We start from the raw sequence: 18,482 nt of genomic DNA on the forward strand, positions 1-18,482 counted from the left end.
ACCCCCACGGGCTACGTTTCCGCTTGCTCGCCGGCTCGGGGTCGGAGATGCGTTTCTGATTGTTCGATTCTTCAGGAGTTCTGTGAACCTCCCCCACCCCGGTGTGCTTTCCCATGCCATCCGGCGCCTGTCTAACTGCGGGTCTGACCTATGCGTCGACTCGTTCATCTCTTTTCGTGCTCGTTGTGTCCGTCCGTGGACATTGGCTGCTCTTGTCGGCGTCCTGTCGTTGGCCGTGGCGGTCGTCGGTCTGTGGATACCAGTAACGCCGGCGGCGGCTTCGGTCCAAGCGGCGGATGACCCCGTGTTGGGGCCTGGTGATCTCGATGACCGGCCCGGACGCCCGGATGCGGTGTCGGCTTCGGTGACGGCCCGGACCTCCGGGGTGGCCGTGGAGGACATCTCGCAGCGCAGTGAGTCCGAGCGTGTGTTCGCGAACCCTGATGGCAGTTGGACCTCGGAGACGGCATCGGAGCCGACCCAGGTGCAGGACGGGGCCTCGGGGTCCGACGGGACAGCTCAGTGGAATCTGGTTGACCCGACTCTCGTCGAGGTTCCGGGCACCGCGGCCGGGTGGCGGCCGGCTCATGCGGTGGTGGAGCAGTCGTTCACCGCGGGTGGGACAGACTGGTTCGCCTCGCTGACTCAGGCGGGTCATGAGCTTCGGTTCGGTCTGGATGGTGACCTGGCTGCCGGTGGTACCGATGCCGGTACCGGCGACGGGTCGCCGGTGCAGTTCGGGACGCCTGTGGTCTCGGAGAACACAGCGGTGTACAAGAACGTCGCCTCCGATGAGGCGTGGAGCGCTGACCTGGTGGTCCGCGCATCGGCCATCGGGTTCGAGCACTGGTGGGTCCTGAACCCCGTGCAGACCACGGCACAGAAGTCGACGGCACCCTCGGCGGGAGCGGCAGAGGAGGGTGCCGCGCTCGCCGCGGCGAGTATCACCGATCTTGACCTTGGGTTGACGGTCACCGACGTGACCGCGCAGAAGAGTTCGAAGGTTGACCCGGTCGAGGTGGTTACCACCGACAGTGGCGGGATCAAGATCCTCACGGGCAAGGGCACTTCGGTGCTGCAGGCGCCTGGGCCGCTCTACTGGGACGCCACCACCACGGGACCCGATGAGTTCGACCCGGCAGCCAAAGCGCTGAAGACGCGCGGCAAGAAGCCCCCGAAGCGGACCACCCCGCCAGGCGAACCAGCGGATGAAGGGCACGTGCACAAGGCGAAGACCAGCGCCCGCAACCTGTCCAAGAACGGCAAAGCCACCGGTGTCTCCGTGATCAGGCTGGGCATCCCCGCGGACGTCCTCAAGAGCGCCGCCGCGGCCGGACCCGTCACTGTCGACCCGTCGTTCACTGTCGACCCCAACGCAGACACCTGGATCCAGACACCGGACTACACCACCTCCCAGGTGACCTCACAAGAGCTCCGCGTCGGCACCAACGACAACGGCGGCCACAAGGCGCGGTCGTACCTGAAGTTCGACGACGGCAACAGCAAGTGGGCCGGCAAGCACGTCACCTCGGCCTCCATGAAGCTGCGCAACTTCTACTCCGGATCCTGCACGGGATCGGCCATCCGGGCCTCGCGACTCACGTCGAACTGGGACCTGTCCGGATTGACCTGGGGCAACCAGCCCAACGGCGCGACCACCAACTACACCGACATGTCGACCGCACGTGGATTCAGCTCGTCGTGCCCGGCCGCTGACGTGTCCTTCAACCTGACCTCGATGGTCCAGGCCTGGGCCAGCGGCACCAAGAACTACGGCCTCCGGTTGATGGCCGTCAATGAGGACGTCAACAGTTCCTGGCGTCGGTACCGGTCAGCGAACTTCACCGATACGTCCCTGGCCCCGACGCTGTCGGTGACCTACAACTCCTACCCGGGTACGGCTGGCACTCCGGTGGTCTCACCTGGCACGGCGCCGTATGCCACGTCGTTGACCCCGAAGGTCTGCTTCACGGTCTCTGACACCGATGCCGGCGCGAAGCTGCGGGGCTCGGTAGAGGTCTACGCAGGCTCGACGGCGTCCGGGACCGCGCTGTGGTCCTGGACGGCGACCGACGCCAACGCAGTCTCGACCGGCACAAACGTCTGCCCCACGATCGCGGCCGGCAAGCTGACCAACGGGTCGACCTACACCGTGCGGGCACGCGCCTTCGACGGAACCGACTGGTCGAAGAGCTACTCGGCCTCGAAGACATTCACGGTCGATACAGCCAAGCCCAACGTTACGGTCACCGCGTCGTCGTTCACCAACGGGCAGTGGCGCACCGACCGGCCGGCCTCGAACACGTTCAACTTCAACGGGCCCACCGACACCAAGTCGTTCAGCGTCGTCCGCGACGGCGGTGCCGCCACGATGCTGACCGCGAACAGCTCGGGTGATGCGTCCCTGTCATGGGTGCCCGCCAACGGCTCCCACATGCTGAAGGTCACCGCGACCGACAAAGCCGGGAACACCTACACACCTGACGACTTCACGTTCGGCGTAGGGTCTGCCGGTTTCGTCCTGCCTAACAAGGACACCCGCTCGACCGGGGTGTTCCCAGTGTCTGCCGAAGGACCTCCGGGTGCAGAGGGTGCCAGCGTTTCCTGGCGCTACACCTCCACCTCGACCACGACACCCGAATGGAACACGGCCGACGACGTCACCAAGGGCAGCGGTGAGTGGGATGGCGCTGTCACCAGTGACTCGGCATCCTCGGCGACAGGAACCTTGAACTGGGACGCCTCCGCGCAGGCGGACCCAGCGGCCGGAACCGAGGCTGACCCCGTCGAGATCAAGGCCCCGTCTCATATCGAGCTTCGAGTCTGCTTCAGCTACCCCAGCGGGGCGGCAGAGGCCTGCACGCCGGCGCAGCCCGTTGAGTTGGTTCCCTCTGCGTTCGGTGACAACTTCCCGACCACTGATCTCGGACCGGCCAGCGTCGCGCTCTTGACAGGCGAGGTCGCCTTCAGCGAGACCGATGCTGTGGACACGCTCGCAGGGGTTGGGCGTACGTTCTCCTCTTACGATGCTGCCACCTCCAGCCCGGGTGAGTTCGGCCTTGGCTGGTCAACCGAGCTGCTCTCGGAAGGTGACTCTGACGCCTATCTGGTAGACAACCGAGCCAAAGACGCCACATTCGTTCTTGTCACCGCTGGGAATGCGTCCCAGACCTACACCCCGGCAGATAACAGCGTTGATGTTGTCAACCCGACAGGTCCGGTTACGTTCGTTCCAACTGGTGGTGAAGACGGTTCGCGTCTCGTCCTGTCGCCGGCATCGGCTCAGGCCCCATCGAGCGTGGTGGTGACCCGTCCGCAGCAGGTGAGCACGACATGGACCTGGAAGCGGCCCGATGCCACCGACACGACGCCGGGCACTGAACCAGAGGAATGGGTCTTGGTGAAGGCGAATGGAGGAGGTACCGCCTCGTTCAGCGGTAGCGTCGATGGCACGACCTGGATCGGCCAGACTGAGGCTGGGGCCGCCGCCACTTGTACGCCAGTTCAGCAGACCAGCGGGTGTCGTTGGCTGCAGATCTCCTACACCGGTGCCGACGATGCCAAACGGGTCACCAAGATCGAGCGAGGCATCGCAGGCACGACAGGGCTCACCACCCTGGCCACCTACTCGTACAACGCTGCTGGTCAACTCGTCGACGTCTGCGGGCCTGACCCTGACGGTGCCGGCGCCAAGACGGCGCTGTGTGCCAGCTACGACTACACCACAGTAGGTGGCAGGACTCTGCTCGTGAGCGCGGCCGCACCTGGCCAGAAACCCTGGAAGTTCGACTACGACTCCACCGGGCGTCTCACCAGCGTGTCCAGGCCGCTGGATCCAGCCAACGTCACCTCGAACACGACCGAGGCAATCTGGACCATCGCCTACGGTTTGACCACAAGTACCGCTGGCCTTCCTGACATGAGTACAGCCGCAACGTCCAAGTGGGGCCAGGACACCGCACCTGCCAAGGTCTATGCCGTCTTCGGCCCCGAACGTGTTCCTAGTAGCACGCCAAGCACTGCCGACCTGTCCTACGCCTCGCTTTACTACACAGACGCCACTGGCCAAACCGTCAACACGGCCAAGCACGGCAACGTGACCCACGACGGCAGCGGCGACGGCGAATGGCTGGTCGACACCACGTGGTACGACAACGCCGGCAACACTCACAGAACGTTGGACGCGGCTGGACGAGCCCAGGCGTTGGCGGCTTCTACGGACCCTGCAGTCACTTCGCAGGTCGCTTTCGATGCTTCCGCGTTCACCGTCTACGGACCCGTGCCCAAGGTCGCTGGAGGTTCCGAGGGCAGCGATGAAGGTCTCGGTGACCGTGTCCTCGACGAGTACGGTCCTGCTCACACCGCCACTCTCGAGGACGGCAGCATCGGCCAGTATCGAAGCCACAGCCACTATGTCTACGACGACCAAGCTCCCGAGCTCGGAGGCGACGACAAGCCCGCCCTCCCCGAGGGGCAGGCAACGTTCAACCTTGTGGTCGAGCAATCCGACTCCGCCGCGAGCGCAGACATGAGTGCTGACTACGACATCACCCTCACCCGCAATATCTATGATCCCGTCGTCGCGGGCGACGGAAGCGGGTGGAAGCTCAGTTCGCCGACCAAGATCAAGACACGGACCGGCTCGGACAGTACTGGGGCTCCGACATGGTCGACCCAGATCACACGCCACGACAGCGACGGGCGACGCATCGAGTCCCGGCAGCCGGGCGGTGCCGCCAACGCGGACGGGTCTGGTGCCGACGCGCACGCCACCGTGTTCTCCTACTACGCCAAGAACAGCACTGATCCCGACTGTGGCGTCACCGGTCACCCCGAACGTGCCGGCTGGGAGAGCCAGCTTTGCAAGAGCGGTCCCGCAGCGCAGCCAGATACGACGGACGCACCAACCATGCCGGTGACCCACTACGCCGCGTACGACGAAGCCCTCCAGCCCACACGGGTTACGGAGAGCTCTGGGGCCACGACTCGGACCACGACCATTTCCTATGACCTCCTCGGGCGCAGCCAGACCACCACGACCACCACTCAAGGTGGCGGGATCGAGGCCGATTCACGGTCAATGACCACCGGGTACGACCCCAAAACAGGCATGCCCACCACACAGTCCAACACTGATGGCGCCATCACGACCACCTACGACACCTGGGGCAGGGTGAGCACATACACCGACTCGCTGGGGAACACCTCAACTACGTCCTACACCGTCGACGGACAGATCGCTTCCTTCAACGACTCAGCAGGCACCTACACCTACACCTACGACGGGCCCTCAGGGGAGCACCGCCGCGTCGCAACCACCGTCCACGCCGGCATTCTCAAGGCCGACGGCACCTCGGCTGCCCCGTTCAAGCTCTCCTACGACGCGGCCGACCGCACCGCTCAGATCAGCTATCCCGGCGGCACCACTGCGGTCTACACCCGCGACCAGGCCGGAGCCATCACCGGGCTTGAGTACACCAACGGTGACGGAAGCGACTTGCTCGAGTTCACCAACACGCTCGACGTCGATGGACGTGTCGTGGAGTCCACTAGTCCGGAATCCACCCGGGCCTATACCTACGACGCTCTCGGTCGACTCACCAAGACCGAAGACACCAGAGCCGACGGATGTATCAGCCGGGTCTACGGATTCAGCGCCACATCCGAGCGCACCGGCCTCGCAACCTACGCACCTGCTACCGGGACCGACACCGATGGTGACGGAGAACTTGACTCCGGTATCGGCCGATGCCAGACAACCACCGCGAAATCGACGGACACGACGACCTACGACACAGCCAGCCGCATCCGCGACGCCGGCTACACCTACGATGCCCTTGGCCGCACTCAAACTGTCCCGGCCGCAGATACGTCCAACGGGTCCGACGTCTCGGTCAGCCCCCTCAGCGTTACCTACTACGCCAACGACATGGCCAAGTCGCTCACTCAGACAGTACAGACCGCAGGAACCGACACCGACGGCGACGGCGTAACCGACACCGGCCCCACGCAGGTAGCGAAAACCACGCGCTATGGCCTCGACCCAACCGGCCGCATCAACACCATCACCAACACCACTGCCGGCGCCGAGACCAGTCGCGAACAGTTCGTCTTCGCTGCAGGCGGCGACAGCCCGAGAGTCGTGCGTACCTCGACCAACGCCGGAACCAACTGGTCAACAACGAGATACGTCTCGATCGGAACCGCCGGCATGGTGGCATCGATCACGGATGCCACGGCAACCCTCAACCTCGCGAACCTTCACGGGGACACCGTCGCGACCGTCGGCCTGGCAGAACCAGGCGTAAGTAGCTACGGCGAAACTGACGAGTTCGGCAATGCCGTGCCCAGCAGTTCAAACCCAGATTCGCGATACGGGTACCTCGGGGCCAGCCAACGCGCACCCACGAACCTCGGCGGCCTCACGCTCATGGGAGCTCGCCTCTACAATCCCATCTCCGGGTCGTTCCTCAGCGTCGATAAAGTGCTCGGAGGAAATGCAACCGCCTACACATACCCGGCTGATCCGGTCAACAGTTCCGACACGAGCGGTCTCTTCGCCGGGGTCGATGACGGCGTGGCTTTGCTCCTGGCGATCTTCACCGTCACTGCGGGCCTCATCATGCTGACCTGGTACCTGCTTCGCAATTGCACATTTGGGTGCAACGTAAAGGTACGAAGTTTCTCGATTCCGTTCCCGAACCCATTCGCTCGTTCTGCTTGGAAGTACCACGGGACGAGATATCTCGTTTATCGGATCTACAACGTCAGTTCGGGGCGCACCTACAAGTACGGAATCTCGCGCCAGGGTGGTAGTTCCCGGCCTGCGAGCCAGTTGCCCAAATGCGCAAGGTACTACGGCAGCAAGTGCGATTGGTCGGCGAAGTTCTACGTTCGTGGCTGGTACCATGCCCGCATGGCCGAGGCTGGTTTGATCTGGAAATATGCGATGAGGCATGGGCACTGCCCGCCCGGACAGTACTTTAGTTGTATCTGATGGGTGCCAAGCTCACTGGCTCACGAATCATGTGGGAACTCCTCTCGACAGGCGCCGAGGATTCGGACGACCTCGTCATGTTCCGCAATATGCTGCAGCTGTTGTCGAAGAGGCAGTTCAAGGGCTTTCGGGGTCACCTGGACAGGACGCTCAAGGCTGTGTCTGTGGTCGATATCGTCGATGGCGAGGGTTGTTCCTATGTCGGGGATGCGAAGTTGGCTGCGGCGGTGATGCTCGTGGCGAGCGGGCGTGACCGCACTGTAAAGGCGATTGCCGATGGTGTGGTGACCGTTCCTGAGCCTGTGGAGCGGGGGCTCGAGCTGATGGAGGTCTTGGAAGCGGAGACTGAAGAGCCTGAGCATGATTGGGCCGACGGGAAGGTGATTTTCTCGGTTCCGGGTAGCACTGAGGTCGCCGCCCGCGCGCCTAACATCGCGCGCGGGTTTGAACGTGCGGAGGGGATCGTCGAAAGCGACAAGGCGCTTCAGGCTGTCGTTGACAGCGGTGAGGTCAAGTCGGTCTATGTCGAGATTTTCGCGTGGCATATGGATGGCACCGTTGAGGCTCCGAAGTTTTCCCGTCGTAACGGGCGGTGCAAGGTGTCTGCGGTATTCGATCTCGATGTCCTCCCCGAGGACCGGTCAGATGTGGGGATTGAGCTCGTCGTAGATCTTGTTCGCCAAGCCGGTTTTCGGTTCAAGTTGCCGGTTGCCGAACTGGTCAGCAGCCTCGAGTTGGCTGCCAGTGCAGCGCGCAACCGGTAAGCAAGGCACACCCGAGCCTGGCCTTTGGTGCCTGGGAGTTCAGGGACGCGATGGCCCGGAACCCTCTAGTTTAAATAGCAAACAAACAGCCGCCATCAAGTAGGAAACTTACAGGGGCAAGCAGTCTCGCCGAGCTGCTTGCCCCTGTCCTCCTAGTGGCGTGAGCTTGAAGTTGTTGGATGGTTGGCCTTCTTGAGGAATCTGGTCGGCGGTCTTGGTCCATACGAAGGGGTGGGTGCGTTTGTTCCAGCCCTCGATGAAGCCGCGGAGTTTGGCGTTGAGGTCCTTGACGGACTTGAACACGCCGCGGCGGACGGCTTGGCGTTCGACGAGGCTGAACCAGCACTCGACCAGGTTCATCCAGGAGGCGTGGGTCGGGGTGAAGTGGACCTTGAACCGGGGGTGCGCGGCGAGCCAGTCCTTGACCTTGGCGTGCTTGTGAGCGGCGTATTGTCCATCACCAGGTGCAACTCGACCGGCTGGCCGTCCTGGTCGAGAGCCTCGGCGTAGGCGCGGTCGATCTGCCGCAGGAACGCGAGGAACTCCTGGTGACGGTGTTTCGGTTTCAACGCCGCGGTGACCATAGTTAGCCCGAATTCGCCGCGTCGGTGCTCAACGAAACTCCACACTTCAGGCTTGTGAAGGCGCTGGTAGAAGCCTCGAAGTTGTCCGAGAAGTCGGGTAGCCTGACCGGTGACGGAACCGGAGTGTCGGACGTTCCTGCTGGTCAGAGCCGGAGACGCTGCGAGCTGAGCCGAAGTTGGACGAGATCGGCCGAGATGTCGGTCTGCGCGATCTCGACCAGAAGGTAAGGGGTTCGATCGCCGCAGGCGCTTAGAACGCGAAGGCCTCTGAACAGGTCGCGCTCGGCCAGGCCTTCTTTCCTGTCCACGATGAGCTCCGAGTGAGAGAACCCCCGGTCCGTGACGACGTCAAAGCCCGGACCATTGCTCTCTCCGGGCAGACCTGTACGCCATGTCCACCGACTTGCGGGACGTCTTGACGCCGATATACCGAACTGCTCCGCGGAAACTCCGCACTTTGGGTCTCGAAGTGGGCCCAGCTGACGCGCTACAGTGCGAGATGAATCATCAACTGACGTTGGGCATCGGTGCAGGTCAAGGCGAGACTTCTCGAAGGAAGCCGAATGATCATGCGATGAGACCGAGAGATCTCGGAGGCATGAGAAGGCCAGGGGTTCGAATCCCCTCAGCTCCACCAGGTGAAACCCGGTCTCAGTAGGCAATTCGTTGCTGAACGGGCCGGGTTTCTGCTTTCCGCTCGCCTGTCTCTTCGTCTTGTGCCCCCCCCTCGTGTCCCTGCAGGGTCCTGAACGCCAGACCGGGGCCCTGCGCCGGGCGTAGCATGGGCTTGCGCCGTGGGCGTCAACCGGGGGCGGCGCAGTCGTCGAAGGCACCGGAGGGTCCTGTGAACAAGGCTTTGCTGAATTCCCTGACCGAGAAAGAAGCAGCTCTCGTCCGTGAGGCGGACCCTGCTGTCCTGCGCGAGCTCGACGAGGACCAGCTCCTCGAGCTTCATGAGCGGGTGAGACGCGAGCGCAGCAAGCACATGAAGGTCTACCGTCGCGGTGCCAGCGCCGCGGTGGAGAGCGTCGGCGGACGCGGTAAGGCCTACGACCAGAACCAGCGCGCTAGGGCCAAGGTGGAGGTCTTCGAGTCCGTGTTGGCGCAGGTCAGTCGACAGGTCAGCGCGGCGGCGAGGAAGGCCTCGCAGGAGCTGCGGGCCGAACGGATCGCCGCGGCGCGAGCCGCCACCAGCGCAGGGCCACCTCGTGAAACTGCCGTGAACGACGGGGGCACCCCTGTGCCCAGCGCGCGGCGGGACGCGACGCGGACGACCGGAGGCCTCAAGCGGGACGCGTCCTCGCGTGCACAGGGTGCTCGTCGCCAAGGTGCGCGCGACGCGCGCTGAGCACGTCCCTTGGTCCCGTCGCGGCGGTGAGCCGTCGAGACGGGGCGGACTCTAGGCTGTGGCCATGTCGGCACGTCAATGGATGCTCGGGCTGGAGCGAGCGTGGGATGCGGCGAGATTCCGTCGGGCAGGGTCGCGGGTTCCGGCGGACTTCCGGATCGAGTGCTACGGCGGGCACGGGAGTGCCGAGGGGGTCGTGGTACGCGGTCGGGTCGTCGACGATCCGCCGCCCTCCGAGGCCGTGGAGGGCGAGGGCGCGGGGGCCGCCGTACGCCGCATGATCCGCCACTTCGTGACCGACGAGCTGCCGGGTGTGCCGCTGTGGGTCACCGTGGGTGATGCCACGGTGGACGCGGTCACCGATGACGAGGGCTACTTCGTGGCACGGCTGCGGCCCGACCCGGAAACGCTGGAGGCTCCGTTGACGCGCGGCGCCGTCGAGCTGTCCGGCGAGTACCGCGGTCTGACCGACGACTACCGAGTCGCGGTGGAGGTACGCGTGCCTGTCGGTGAGGCGCAGTTCGGCGTGATCTCGGACATCGACGACACGATCCTCGAGACCGGGGTGCAGCGCGTCGGGCGGATGGTGCGTCAGACCCTCACCGGATCGGAGCTCACGCGTACGCCGTTCCCTGGCGCGCCCGAGCTCTACCGTGACCTTGCCGCCAGCGCGAACCCGGTGTTCTACATCTCCTCCAGCCCGTGGAACCTGCATGCGTTCCTGGACGCCTTCGTGCGCCACCGCGACTTCCCCCGAGGCCCGCTGCTGCTGCGCGATCTGCTCGGCAGCGCCGACGGCCGGGAGCCGAAGAGCGGGCGCATCGACGAGGTCCTCGCGCTCCACCCCAGCCTTCCGTTCGTCCTCTTGGGCGACTCCGGTGAGCACGATCCGGAGATCTACGCCGACGCCGTCCGCCGCCATCCTGGGCGGATCCTCGCGGTCTACATCCGCGAGGTGCGGCTCGATCCTCACGACGGCCGCGTCGAGCGCGTGTGGAGCTCCATGGGCGACGAGGTGCCGCTCGTGCTCGTCGCCGACAGCGAGGCGGTACGTCGCCACGCCACCGGTCTCGGCATCCTCTGAGAACGGCACGGCCTCGAGGGCTCGCGGCCCGTACCGCCTTCTAGCTGTTCGCGAAGTGGCGGGCGAGCTGCCGGTGCCGGTGGACGAAAAGGCGGCGGATCACTGGCTCCAGGGGACTGGCCAGCAGCGGGAGTCGCGGCTCGAAGCCGACGACGTCGGTCACCTCCGTGCGGTCGGCGTCGACGGCATGGAGCTCGCGACGGTGCATCCAGCGACGCATCGACGCCATGCTGGAGGCTTCCTGGAAGTGAGAGCCGGGCGCGAGCTCGGTGATCACCAGGTCGTCGTACTCGAGCGGCAGGAACCCGAGATAGAAGATCCAGGACCTGCCCAGGGGGACCCCGAGCGGCACGGTATCGATCGTCGCGTCGCGAAGGCCGGGCGGCACCCGCATGCGCATCACCGGCATGAGCTCATCGTTGATTCCCTCGAAGTCGGTCACCCGGCGCCACACCTCGTCGAGCGGGGCAGCGATCGTCGAGGTGTGCCGGAAAGTACGCACGCTCATGGCGTCAACTCAACACGACCTCCGCATCAAATCCATCCGACCAGGGTCGCATTCACCCGTCGCCCATATCGCGAACAGATCACAGCCGGCTTCCTCTAGGTCGTACGTCCTGGACCGCTAGCCCTGCGGCAAGCCGACGCTGTTCCTCTGGAAGTCGATCAGCCGTTCGTTCTCGTAGGTGATCCGGTGGGCAGTGCTCTCGAGCTCGCGAAACATCTCCTTGAGGGTGCGAATCCCATCGGACGACTGACGTGCGATGAGTCCTGCCAGCTCGAGAGCCACCGCCTCGGCCTCGCCGGCCGGGGCTGTGCGCAGGGCCAGGCCCATCGCGACAGCCTCATCCGCGCCGACGGGGCGCCCGGTGTAGATCAGCTCCTTGGCGCGTGAGAGACCGACGAGCTGGGTCAGCCGGGCCGGGCCGACCGGAACGCCCAGCCGAGCGCCCGCCCACGCGAGCTTCAGGTTGTCCCCGGCCACGCGCAGGTCGCAGCCGGCGATGATCTCGGCACCGGCGCCCACGCAGTTGCCGACGCAGACAGCGATCGTCGGCACGGGCACCTGCTCGACGAGCCGATAGAGCTCCGCGAACGCCTCCATCCGGGCGACTCCGCCCGCCGCGTCCAGGGGTTCGGTGACGTCCGCGCCCGCGCAGAAGGCGTCGGGAGATGTCGTCGAGAGCACCACCGCGCGAATCTCGCCGTCATCCGACAGCTCTCTCAACGCGTCGTTGAGCAGGCGGAGCGTCGGAGTGTCGAGGGCGTTTCGCTTCTCGGGACGGTTGAGCCGGAGGATCTCGACGTCTCCGCGCCGCTCCCGCACGAGGCTGGTCATGGCCGGTCCACGAAGATGTCGTACTCCAGTTCGCCGGTCCCGCCGTACTTCGAGAAGTCCGTGACTCCCGCATCCCGAAGCACGTCCACATCCAGGAACGAGTTGCCGGTGCACTCACGCGAGGGGCGTCCCAGGATCTCCACCGCGGCGTCGGCGACGATCTCGGGCGTACGCGACCTCTCCACCGCTGCGTCTCCGCCGAGGAGGTTCTGCACAGCGGCCGTGGCGATGAGGGTCTCCGGCCACAGGCAGTTGGCGGCGATGCCGTGCTCGGCGTACTCCGCCGCCCAGCTGAGCGTCAGCAGACTCATTCCGTACTTCGCCAGGGTGTACGCCGGGTGTGCGCCGAGCCACTGCGGCGACAGGTTGATCGGCGGCGACAGCGACAGGATGTGCGGGTTGGCCGATGCGCGCAGGTGGGGAAGCGACTTGCTCGTGAGCAGGTACGTCCCGCGCAGCTGGATCTGGGTCATCAGGTCGAAGCGCTTCATCGGCAGGTCTTCGGTGCCGTCGAGCGCGATCGCGGAGGCATTGTTGAGCACGATGTCGATGCCGCCGAACCGCTCGACGGTCTGTGCGACGGCGTTCTCCACCGATGCCTCGTCGCGGACATCGCCCACCACTGCCAGCGCCTGACCGCCCGCTTCCTCGATCTCCGCGGCGGCGGTGTGAACCGTGCCGGGGAGGCGTGGGTCGGGTTTGTCCGTCTTCGCCAGCAGCGTGACGTTGGCTCCCAGCTTGGCCGCGGCGATGCCCACGGCCAGGCCGATTCCGCGACTGCCGCCCGACATGATGATGGTGCGTCCAGTGAGGCTCATGCCTGGGGACGTTACAGATATCCTGCGACTGTGGCAATGATGTAAATAACACATCGCCTGCGGGTGCAGGGTTCATGTAACATCCCGAGGGATGCCACCGACCCATGCCGATGCGAGCGCCCTTCGTCCTGTGTCCGCCCGTTCTGCGCTCCTGGGTCTGCTCATGAGCGCCGAGGTGCCGACGTTGTCCGCCCGCGAGCTTGTCGCGGGTGGCCGTCTGGTCGGCTTCTCGGAGACGACGGTCCGGGTCGCGCTCTCCCGCATGGTCGCCGCCGACGACCTGGTCCGAACTGCGGACGGGAGATACCGGCTCTCCGAGAGGTTGAGCCACCGCCAGCGCCGTCAGGAGGCGGCGATCCACGTGCAGGCCGGCGCCTGGGACGGTGACTGGGACATGGTCGTGGTGACCGCTACCGGCCGCTCCGCCGCCGACCGGGCGAGCCTCCGGGCGACGCTCACGGAGCTCCGTCTGGCCGAGCTGCGTGAGGGCGTCTGGATACGCCCGGCGAACCTCGACCTCGAGTGGTCCGATGACCTCGCCGGTCTGGGCGAGCGGCTGACGATGCGGCCCACGACCGACCCCGCGGAACTTGCCGGCAGGCTGTGGGATCTGGCCGGCTGGGCTGACCGGGCGCGCGAGCTGCTGGCAGCCACCGAAACCGACGACCCCGTGCTGCGGTTCACCGCCTGCGCCACCTCCGTACGTCACCTGCTCGCGGATCCCGTCCTGCCCGACGAGCTGCTTCCCGCAGACTGGCCAGGTGCCGCGCTGCGGAAGGCGCACCTCGACTACAAGGACTGGCTGATCGAGACTCGCCAGGCGCTCACCGAGAGTCCTGGATCTCAGCCGCCCCGCCGGCCGTGAACCGGCTCAGCGGCCGAGCCAGCCGCCGTCGACGGTCAGGGTGGTGCCGGTGACGTACGCCGAGGCTCGTGAGGCGAGGAAGACGGCAGCTCCGGCGATGTCGGTGGGTTCGCCCCAGCGCTCGGCGGGGATGCGCGCGGACATGGTGGCGTACCGCTCGGGGTCGGCGCGGTGTGCCTGGGTGAACTGGGTCCGCATGTATCCGGGCGCGATGGCGTTGACCGTGATGCCGGTGGCTGTCCACTCGTTGGCCAGGGCCTTGGTGAGCCCGAGGAGGCCGTGCTTGGCCGCCGCGTAGCTGGCCACCTCGATCCCGCCCTGGAAGCTGTTGATGGAGCCCAGGTTGATCACATTGCCGGGGCGGTTCTCGGGCATCAGACGGCGGGCGAACGCTTGACTGAGCAGGAAAGGAACCGTCAGGTCCAGGTCGATCACCCGTCGCCAGTCGGATTCGCTGGTCTCGACCGCGGGCCCGCGGTCGACGATGCCGGCGTTGTTGACCAACACGGACAGATCGCCTTCGTCGCCCTCCGCCCAGGCGATGAGCTCTTCCGCCTGTGAGCTGGTCAGGGACACGAGGTCGACCTGGCGGTAGCGCAGCGTGGCACCGCGAGCCTCCAGCTCGGTTCGGAGGGCGCTCGCCTCGGGTGAGCTCTCGGGCAGGCGATCGAGCACGACGAGGTCGGCACCGGCCTCGGCGAGGGCGACGCTGATCGCCCTGCCGAGCCCCTGCGCGCCACCCGTCACCAGGGCGGACCTGCCGTCGAGCCGGAGCTGGTCCATCACGGACGGTGACGAGCTCATCAGGCGGCCTTGCGGTCCTGGTGGAGCGAGGAGCCCGAGGTCTCTCGGGCGAACCACGCACAGGTGAAGGTGAGGACCGCTGCAGCGATGACGTACGCACCGAGGGCGGTGGTGTTGCGCTCGTCGACGGTGCCGAGCAGGGCGACCGAGATGAGGGGCGCCATGCCGCCGGCGAAGACGGAGGCGATCTGGGAGGCCATGGAGACACCGCTGTAGCGGACCTCGGTGCTGAACAGCTCCGAGTAGAAGGCCGCCTGGGGTGCGTACATGAGCTGGGTGAACATCAGGCCGACGACGATGGCGAGGGTGATCACGACCTGGTTCTCCGTGTCCACCAGGGGGAAGAAGATCAGGCCGCCCCAGATCCCGGTGCCCGCGGCGCCGATCAGATAGAGCAGGCGTCGGCCGACCCGGTCCGAGAGCGCACCGATGAGCGGGGTCAGCAGGAACTGCACCGTCGAGCCGAGGAAGACCCCGGTCAGCGCCAGCGACCGCGGCGCGTCCAGGTAGTTGACCAGGTAGGTCAGGACGACGACCGAGAACACGTAGTAGCCGATGTTCTCCGCGAACCGCATGCCCATGGCGAGGAGCAGCTCCTTGGGGTGCTGCTTGATGACCTGCAGGGCAGGGATCCTGGGATGGTTCTGCTTGTCCTGCTGCAGCTCGGTGAAGACCGGCGACTCCGAGATGTTCAGCCGAACCCACAGGCCGATGAACACGAGCGCGGCGCTGAGGAGGAACGGGATGCGCCAGCCCCACTGGATGAACTGCTGGTCGTTGAGGACCACGGCCATGAGCCAGAGCACCGCCGCGGCGGTCAGATTGCCCAGCGGTACGCCCGCCTGCGGCCAGGACGCCCAGAAGCCTCGCCGTCGTGGATCGCTGTGCTCGGCGGCCATCAGCACCGCTCCGCCCCATTCACCGCCGACGGCGAACCCCTGCAGCAGCCTGCAGACGATCAGCAGGATGGGCGCGGCGATGCCGATGGTGGCGTAGCCGGGGATGAGTCCGATGGCGACGGTTGCCGCACCCATGAGGAGAAGGCTCGTCACGAGCATCTTCTTGCGCCCGATGCGATCCCCGAAGTGGCCGTAGACGAGTCCGCCCACGGGGCGAGCGACGAAGCCCACGGCGTACGTGCCGAAGGCGAGGAGTACGCCGGTGGCCGGGTCGTTCTCGGGGAAGAAGAGGGGCCCGAAGACGAGGGCGGCGGCAGATCCGTAGAGGAAGAAGTCGTACCACTCGACAGTGGTGCCGATCAGGCTCGCGAAGACAACGCGTCCGATCGATCGCTGCGCCGGAGGCTGGTGGCCTTGTTCCTCCCCGGGCGGGATGGCATGGGGGCGTGCGTCAGTCATGATGATGGCTTTCTGTCGTAGGTTCACGGGAGCAGGACGGCCTTGTTGACGTCGCCCTGGCTGATGCGTTCGAGCGCCGAGGTGGCCTCGGCCAGCGGAAAGACGCTGACGAACCGCGCCCACCGCTCGGGGTCGCATCCGATGTGGGCCGCCGCGGCTTCGTAGTCCTTGCGAGTTGCGCCGTAGCTGCCACGAACGCTCAGCTCCCTGCGGGTGATCAGGTTGATGTCGACGGTCGGGATCCGGGCGAACAGGGCCGGGACCACGATGGTTCCGCCCACCGCGGTGCGGCCCACCGCCGTGGCCAGCGCCGCGCCGGCCCCGGAGGCCTCGAGCCACAGCGGCGGGTCCACTGGCAGGTCCTCGCCCTCGCTGGTGCGAAGCCCCAGGCCGGCCGCGAGCTCGAGGCGTACGGCACGGTCCTGTGCTGTTCCGACCACCGTCACCTTGTGTCCCTGATCGTGGAGGAGGGTGGCGGCCATCAGCCCGATCGGGCCGGGTCCGGTCACCACGACCTCCATCGGGGTCGGCCCGGCCTGCGTGGTCAGGCGCGCCACGGCGTGGACGGCGATCGCCAGCGGCTCGGTGAGCGCCAGTGCCGTGGCCGGCAGTTGCGGGTCCACGGCGACCAGTCGATCCGCATCCACGGTGAAGGCCTCGGCGGCCGCACCGTCGAAGGAGAGACCGAGCACCGTACGTCGCGGGCAGATCTGGCGCTGACCGCCGCCGCAGACGCGGCAGGTGCCGCAGCCGTCGATGGAGATCGGCACCACTCGGCGGCCCCGCCAGGCGGGGTCGACATCGTCAGCGGTGTCCTCGACGATGCCGACCGCCTCGTGGCCAAGGGTCACCGGCGGGGCGACCCACTCGTAGCCAGGATCCTGGCGCCATGCGTGGACGTCGCTGCCACACAGCCCCACCGCTTCGGTTCGTACCAGCACCTGACCGGGGCCCGGGGAAGGTCGGCGTCTGCGGGTGACAGTGACGTCGAGCGAGGAGTGGCTGTGCTTGACGAGCGCGTGCATGGTCGGCCTTCCGGAGGTCAGCGAACGAGGGAATTGAGGTAGTCGAGCCCGATCCCGTTCGACTCGTAGTGCTGGCGCGCGTTCTCGAGCTTGGTGAAGACGTCCTCCACGCCGTTGGGGGTGCCGTCCTGGTCGACGTAGATGTAAGCGCCGGAGACGTGGAAGAGGGTGACCATCTCCTCGACGTCGTCCGGGACCTCGAGGGTGTGGATGTCGCCCGGAGGCTCGAAGCTGTAGCCGCCCTCCTCGGCCCACCAGTCGTGCTCGAGGTAGTGCCAGCGGCCCTTCAGGGTGAGGGCGTGAACCGGGCCGGCGTGGCGATGGCGCGACAGAATGCCGCTCTTGCGCACCCGCAGGATGTTGACGAAGTAGCCCTGGCTCACCGACAGCAGGAGCGGCCGGAAGGAGACGCTCTCCGACTGGGGCACCCAGAGGCGCTCGTCGCAGTCGAGGTTCAGCGCTCCCAGGAGCACCAGGTCGTCGGTCTTCCCGAACGGCTGCTCGCCCTGATAGGCCAGCGACTCGCTCGCGCCGGCGGCGGTTGCGGTGGTCATGTCCGTAGATCTCCTTGCAGTCGGTGTTCGCAGTGACGGTCATCACTCGGAAGTGACACCGGGAGTTTTGGCCCTGATCGCCGTCATTCCGGGCGATCAGCCGGAAAGTTCCCGGGGAGTGGTAACTTTCTGTCCGGATCGTGGGAAGGAAAAGGGATGCCCGAGGACCAGGTCGCCGTGCTGACCAAGGCAGGTCAGCTGCTCGAAGTGATGGCGTTCCGCGGAGCGCAGACGGTCGTCCAGCTCTCCGAGGCCACCGGTACGCCGCGCTCGACCATCTATCGGCTCCTGAGCACGCTCCGCGAGATGGGCTGGATCGAAGAGCCACAGAAGCGCGGTCACTACGCGCTCGGTCTCGGGTTGCTGCATCTCAGCCGTGCGGCCATGGACCAGGAGGTCAACCGGCGCATCGCGATGCCGGTCCTGCGTGCGCTGCGCGACGAGACGCAGATGACCGTCTACCTCAACGTCCTCCGTGGCCTTCGGTCTGTCTGCGTCGAACGGCTCGACGGTCGAACCCTCCAAGGACACGGCCTGCGCATCGGCGGATCTCTTCCGTTGCACGCCGGTGCCGGGCCGCGCGTTCTGCTCGCCTTCAGTGGGTCAGCGGTCTACGACCGCTGGCGGCAGGCTGTCCTCGATCGCGGGCAGGCGGTCGCGCTGACCACGAAGACCCCGACCACGGCCCGAGAGATCGACACGCTCGTCTCACGCATTCGATCCACCGGTGTGTCCATCAGCTCCGAGGACAACACCTACGGTGTGGCCGCCATCGGTGCGCCCGTATTCGCCGGCACCGACCGGTGCGTCGCGGCCGTGTCGATCAGCGGCACCCCCGCCCACTTCGTCGACGAGCAGCGACGATCAGAGCTCACCTCGGCGGTACGCAGGGCCGCCGCGAGGATCTCGGACCTGCACGCCCAGCCGCTCCCGGTGGAGTGA

The 18,482-nt window shown here is 66.2% G+C and carries 14 protein-coding genes; 6 read left to right on the forward strand and 8 right to left on the reverse strand.

Annotation, left to right across the window (positions count from 1 at the left end; translation table 11 throughout):
• Nucleotides 1-82 precede the first annotated feature (82 nt).
• Nucleotides 83-6,997, forward strand: a complete 6,915-nt coding sequence (locus OG801_RS18195) for a DNRLRE domain-containing protein (RefSeq protein ID WP_406030281.1) — start codon at nucleotides 83-85, stop codon at nucleotides 6,995-6,997.
• On the forward strand, nucleotides 6,997-7,761 hold the full coding sequence (locus OG801_RS18200; protein WP_406030283.1) for a hypothetical protein: 765 nt from the start codon (nucleotides 6,997-6,999) through the stop codon (nucleotides 7,759-7,761). Before OG801_RS18195 ends, OG801_RS18200 begins: the two co-directional genes overlap by 1 nt.
• A 108-nt stretch (nucleotides 7,762-7,869) precedes the next feature.
• Here OG801_RS18200 and OG801_RS18205 read toward each other — a convergent pair whose 3' ends face one another.
• A complete protein-coding gene (locus OG801_RS18205; protein ID WP_406036286.1) occupies nucleotides 7,870-8,358 on the reverse strand; it encodes a transposase in 489 nt (162 codons plus the stop codon).
• 831 nt (nucleotides 8,359-9,189) lie between these two features.
• On the opposite strand from OG801_RS18205, the gene OG801_RS18210 reads away from it, so the two are divergent.
• Nucleotides 9,190-9,693 (forward strand): hypothetical protein, encoded by a 504-nt coding sequence (locus OG801_RS18210; RefSeq protein ID WP_355020875.1) that lies wholly within the window; start codon nucleotides 9,190-9,192, stop codon nucleotides 9,691-9,693.
• A gap of 64 nt (nucleotides 9,694-9,757) precedes the next feature.
• Nucleotides 9,758-10,777 carry a phosphatase domain-containing protein gene (locus OG801_RS18215; protein ID WP_406030285.1) on the forward strand — a complete coding sequence of 340 codons (1,020 nt, stop codon included), beginning with the start codon at nucleotides 9,758-9,760 and terminating at the stop codon, nucleotides 10,775-10,777.
• Nucleotides 10,778-10,817: 40 nt separating this feature from the next.
• Here OG801_RS18215 and OG801_RS18220 read toward each other — a convergent pair whose 3' ends face one another.
• The 3 genes from OG801_RS18220 to OG801_RS18230 form a co-directional block, all read right to left on the reverse strand.
• The gene (locus OG801_RS18220; protein ID WP_406030287.1) at nucleotides 10,818-11,285 is read right to left on the reverse strand and encodes a hypothetical protein; all 468 of its coding nucleotides are present in this window, start codon (nucleotides 11,283-11,285) and stop codon (nucleotides 10,818-10,820) included.
• A 117-nt stretch (nucleotides 11,286-11,402) separates the two neighbouring features.
• Nucleotides 11,403-12,116: an enoyl-CoA hydratase/isomerase family protein gene (locus tag OG801_RS18225; RefSeq protein WP_406030289.1), complete on the reverse strand. Its 714-nt coding sequence runs from the start codon at nucleotides 12,114-12,116 to the stop codon at nucleotides 11,403-11,405.
• Nucleotides 12,113-12,934: an SDR family oxidoreductase gene (locus OG801_RS18230; protein ID WP_406030291.1), complete on the reverse strand. Its 822-nt coding sequence runs from the start codon at nucleotides 12,932-12,934 to the stop codon at nucleotides 12,113-12,115. Before OG801_RS18230 ends, OG801_RS18225 begins: the two co-directional genes overlap by 4 nt.
• A gap of 91 nt (nucleotides 12,935-13,025) precedes the next feature.
• Here OG801_RS18230 and OG801_RS18235 point away from each other — a divergent pair, with 91 nt between their 5' ends.
• On the forward strand, nucleotides 13,026-13,799 hold the full coding sequence (locus OG801_RS18235) for a PaaX family transcriptional regulator C-terminal domain-containing protein (protein ID WP_406030293.1): 774 nt from the start codon (nucleotides 13,026-13,028) through the stop codon (nucleotides 13,797-13,799).
• A 6-nt stretch (nucleotides 13,800-13,805) separates the two neighbouring features.
• Here the strand turns inward: OG801_RS18235 and OG801_RS18240 are convergent, their stop codons facing one another.
• The 4 genes from OG801_RS18240 to OG801_RS18255 are packed head-to-tail and all read right to left on the reverse strand — an operon-like array spanning nucleotide 13,806 to nucleotide 17,540.
• A complete protein-coding gene (locus OG801_RS18240; protein WP_406030295.1) occupies nucleotides 13,806-14,603 on the reverse strand; it encodes an SDR family oxidoreductase in 798 nt (265 codons plus the stop codon).
• Entirely contained in the window at nucleotides 14,603-15,961 is a 1,359-nt protein-coding gene (locus OG801_RS18245) for an MFS transporter (protein ID WP_406030297.1), read from the reverse strand. The genes OG801_RS18240 and OG801_RS18245 overlap by 1 nt, the downstream gene beginning before the upstream one ends.
• A gap of 23 nt (nucleotides 15,962-15,984) precedes the next feature.
• Nucleotides 15,985-16,986 (reverse strand): zinc-binding dehydrogenase, encoded by a 1,002-nt coding sequence (locus tag OG801_RS18250; protein ID WP_406030299.1) that lies wholly within the window; start codon nucleotides 16,984-16,986, stop codon nucleotides 15,985-15,987.
• A gap of 17 nt (nucleotides 16,987-17,003) precedes the next feature.
• The gene (locus OG801_RS18255) at nucleotides 17,004-17,540 is read right to left on the reverse strand and encodes a 2,4'-dihydroxyacetophenone dioxygenase family protein (protein WP_406030301.1); all 537 of its coding nucleotides are present in this window, start codon (nucleotides 17,538-17,540) and stop codon (nucleotides 17,004-17,006) included.
• A 156-nt stretch (nucleotides 17,541-17,696) separates the two neighbouring features.
• Between OG801_RS18255 and OG801_RS18260 the strand changes: the two genes are divergently transcribed.
• On the forward strand, nucleotides 17,697-18,482 hold the full coding sequence (locus OG801_RS18260) for an IclR family transcriptional regulator (protein ID WP_406030303.1): 786 nt from the start codon (nucleotides 17,697-17,699) through the stop codon (nucleotides 18,480-18,482).

This window comes from Nocardioides sp. NBC_00163 (genome assembly GCF_045206295.1).
In the GTDB taxonomy this organism is placed as follows: Bacteria; Actinomycetota; Actinomycetes; order Propionibacteriales; family Nocardioidaceae; genus Nocardioides.

Coding starts and splice junctions, on each gene's coding strand:
- OG801_RS18220 (WP_406030287.1), bottom strand. CDS start 11,285: ATGAGCGTGCGTACTTTCCGGCACACCTCGACGATCGCTGCCCCGCTC.
- OG801_RS18250 (WP_406030299.1), bottom strand. CDS start 16,986: ATGCACGCGCTCGTCAAGCACAGCCACTCCTCGCTCGACGTCACTGTC.
- OG801_RS18235 (WP_406030293.1), top strand. CDS start 13,026: ATGCCACCGACCCATGCCGATGCGAGCGCCCTTCGTCCTGTGTCCGCC.
- OG801_RS18225 (WP_406030289.1), bottom strand. CDS start 12,116: ATGACCAGCCTCGTGCGGGAGCGGCGCGGAGACGTCGAGATCCTCCGG.
- OG801_RS18245 (WP_406030297.1), bottom strand. CDS start 15,961: ATGACTGACGCACGCCCCCATGCCATCCCGCCCGGGGAGGAACAAGGC.
- OG801_RS18230 (WP_406030291.1), bottom strand. CDS start 12,934: ATGAGCCTCACTGGACGCACCATCATCATGTCGGGCGGCAGTCGCGGA.
- OG801_RS18260 (WP_406030303.1), top strand. CDS start 17,697: ATGCCCGAGGACCAGGTCGCCGTGCTGACCAAGGCAGGTCAGCTGCTC.
- OG801_RS18240 (WP_406030295.1), bottom strand. CDS start 14,603: ATGAGCTCGTCACCGTCCGTGATGGACCAGCTCCGGCTCGACGGCAGG.
- OG801_RS18200 (WP_406030283.1), top strand. CDS start 6,997: ATGGGTGCCAAGCTCACTGGCTCACGAATCATGTGGGAACTCCTCTCG.
- OG801_RS18255 (WP_406030301.1), bottom strand. CDS start 17,540: ATGACCACCGCAACCGCCGCCGGCGCGAGCGAGTCGCTGGCCTATCAG.
- OG801_RS18215 (WP_406030285.1), top strand. CDS start 9,758: ATGTCGGCACGTCAATGGATGCTCGGGCTGGAGCGAGCGTGGGATGCG.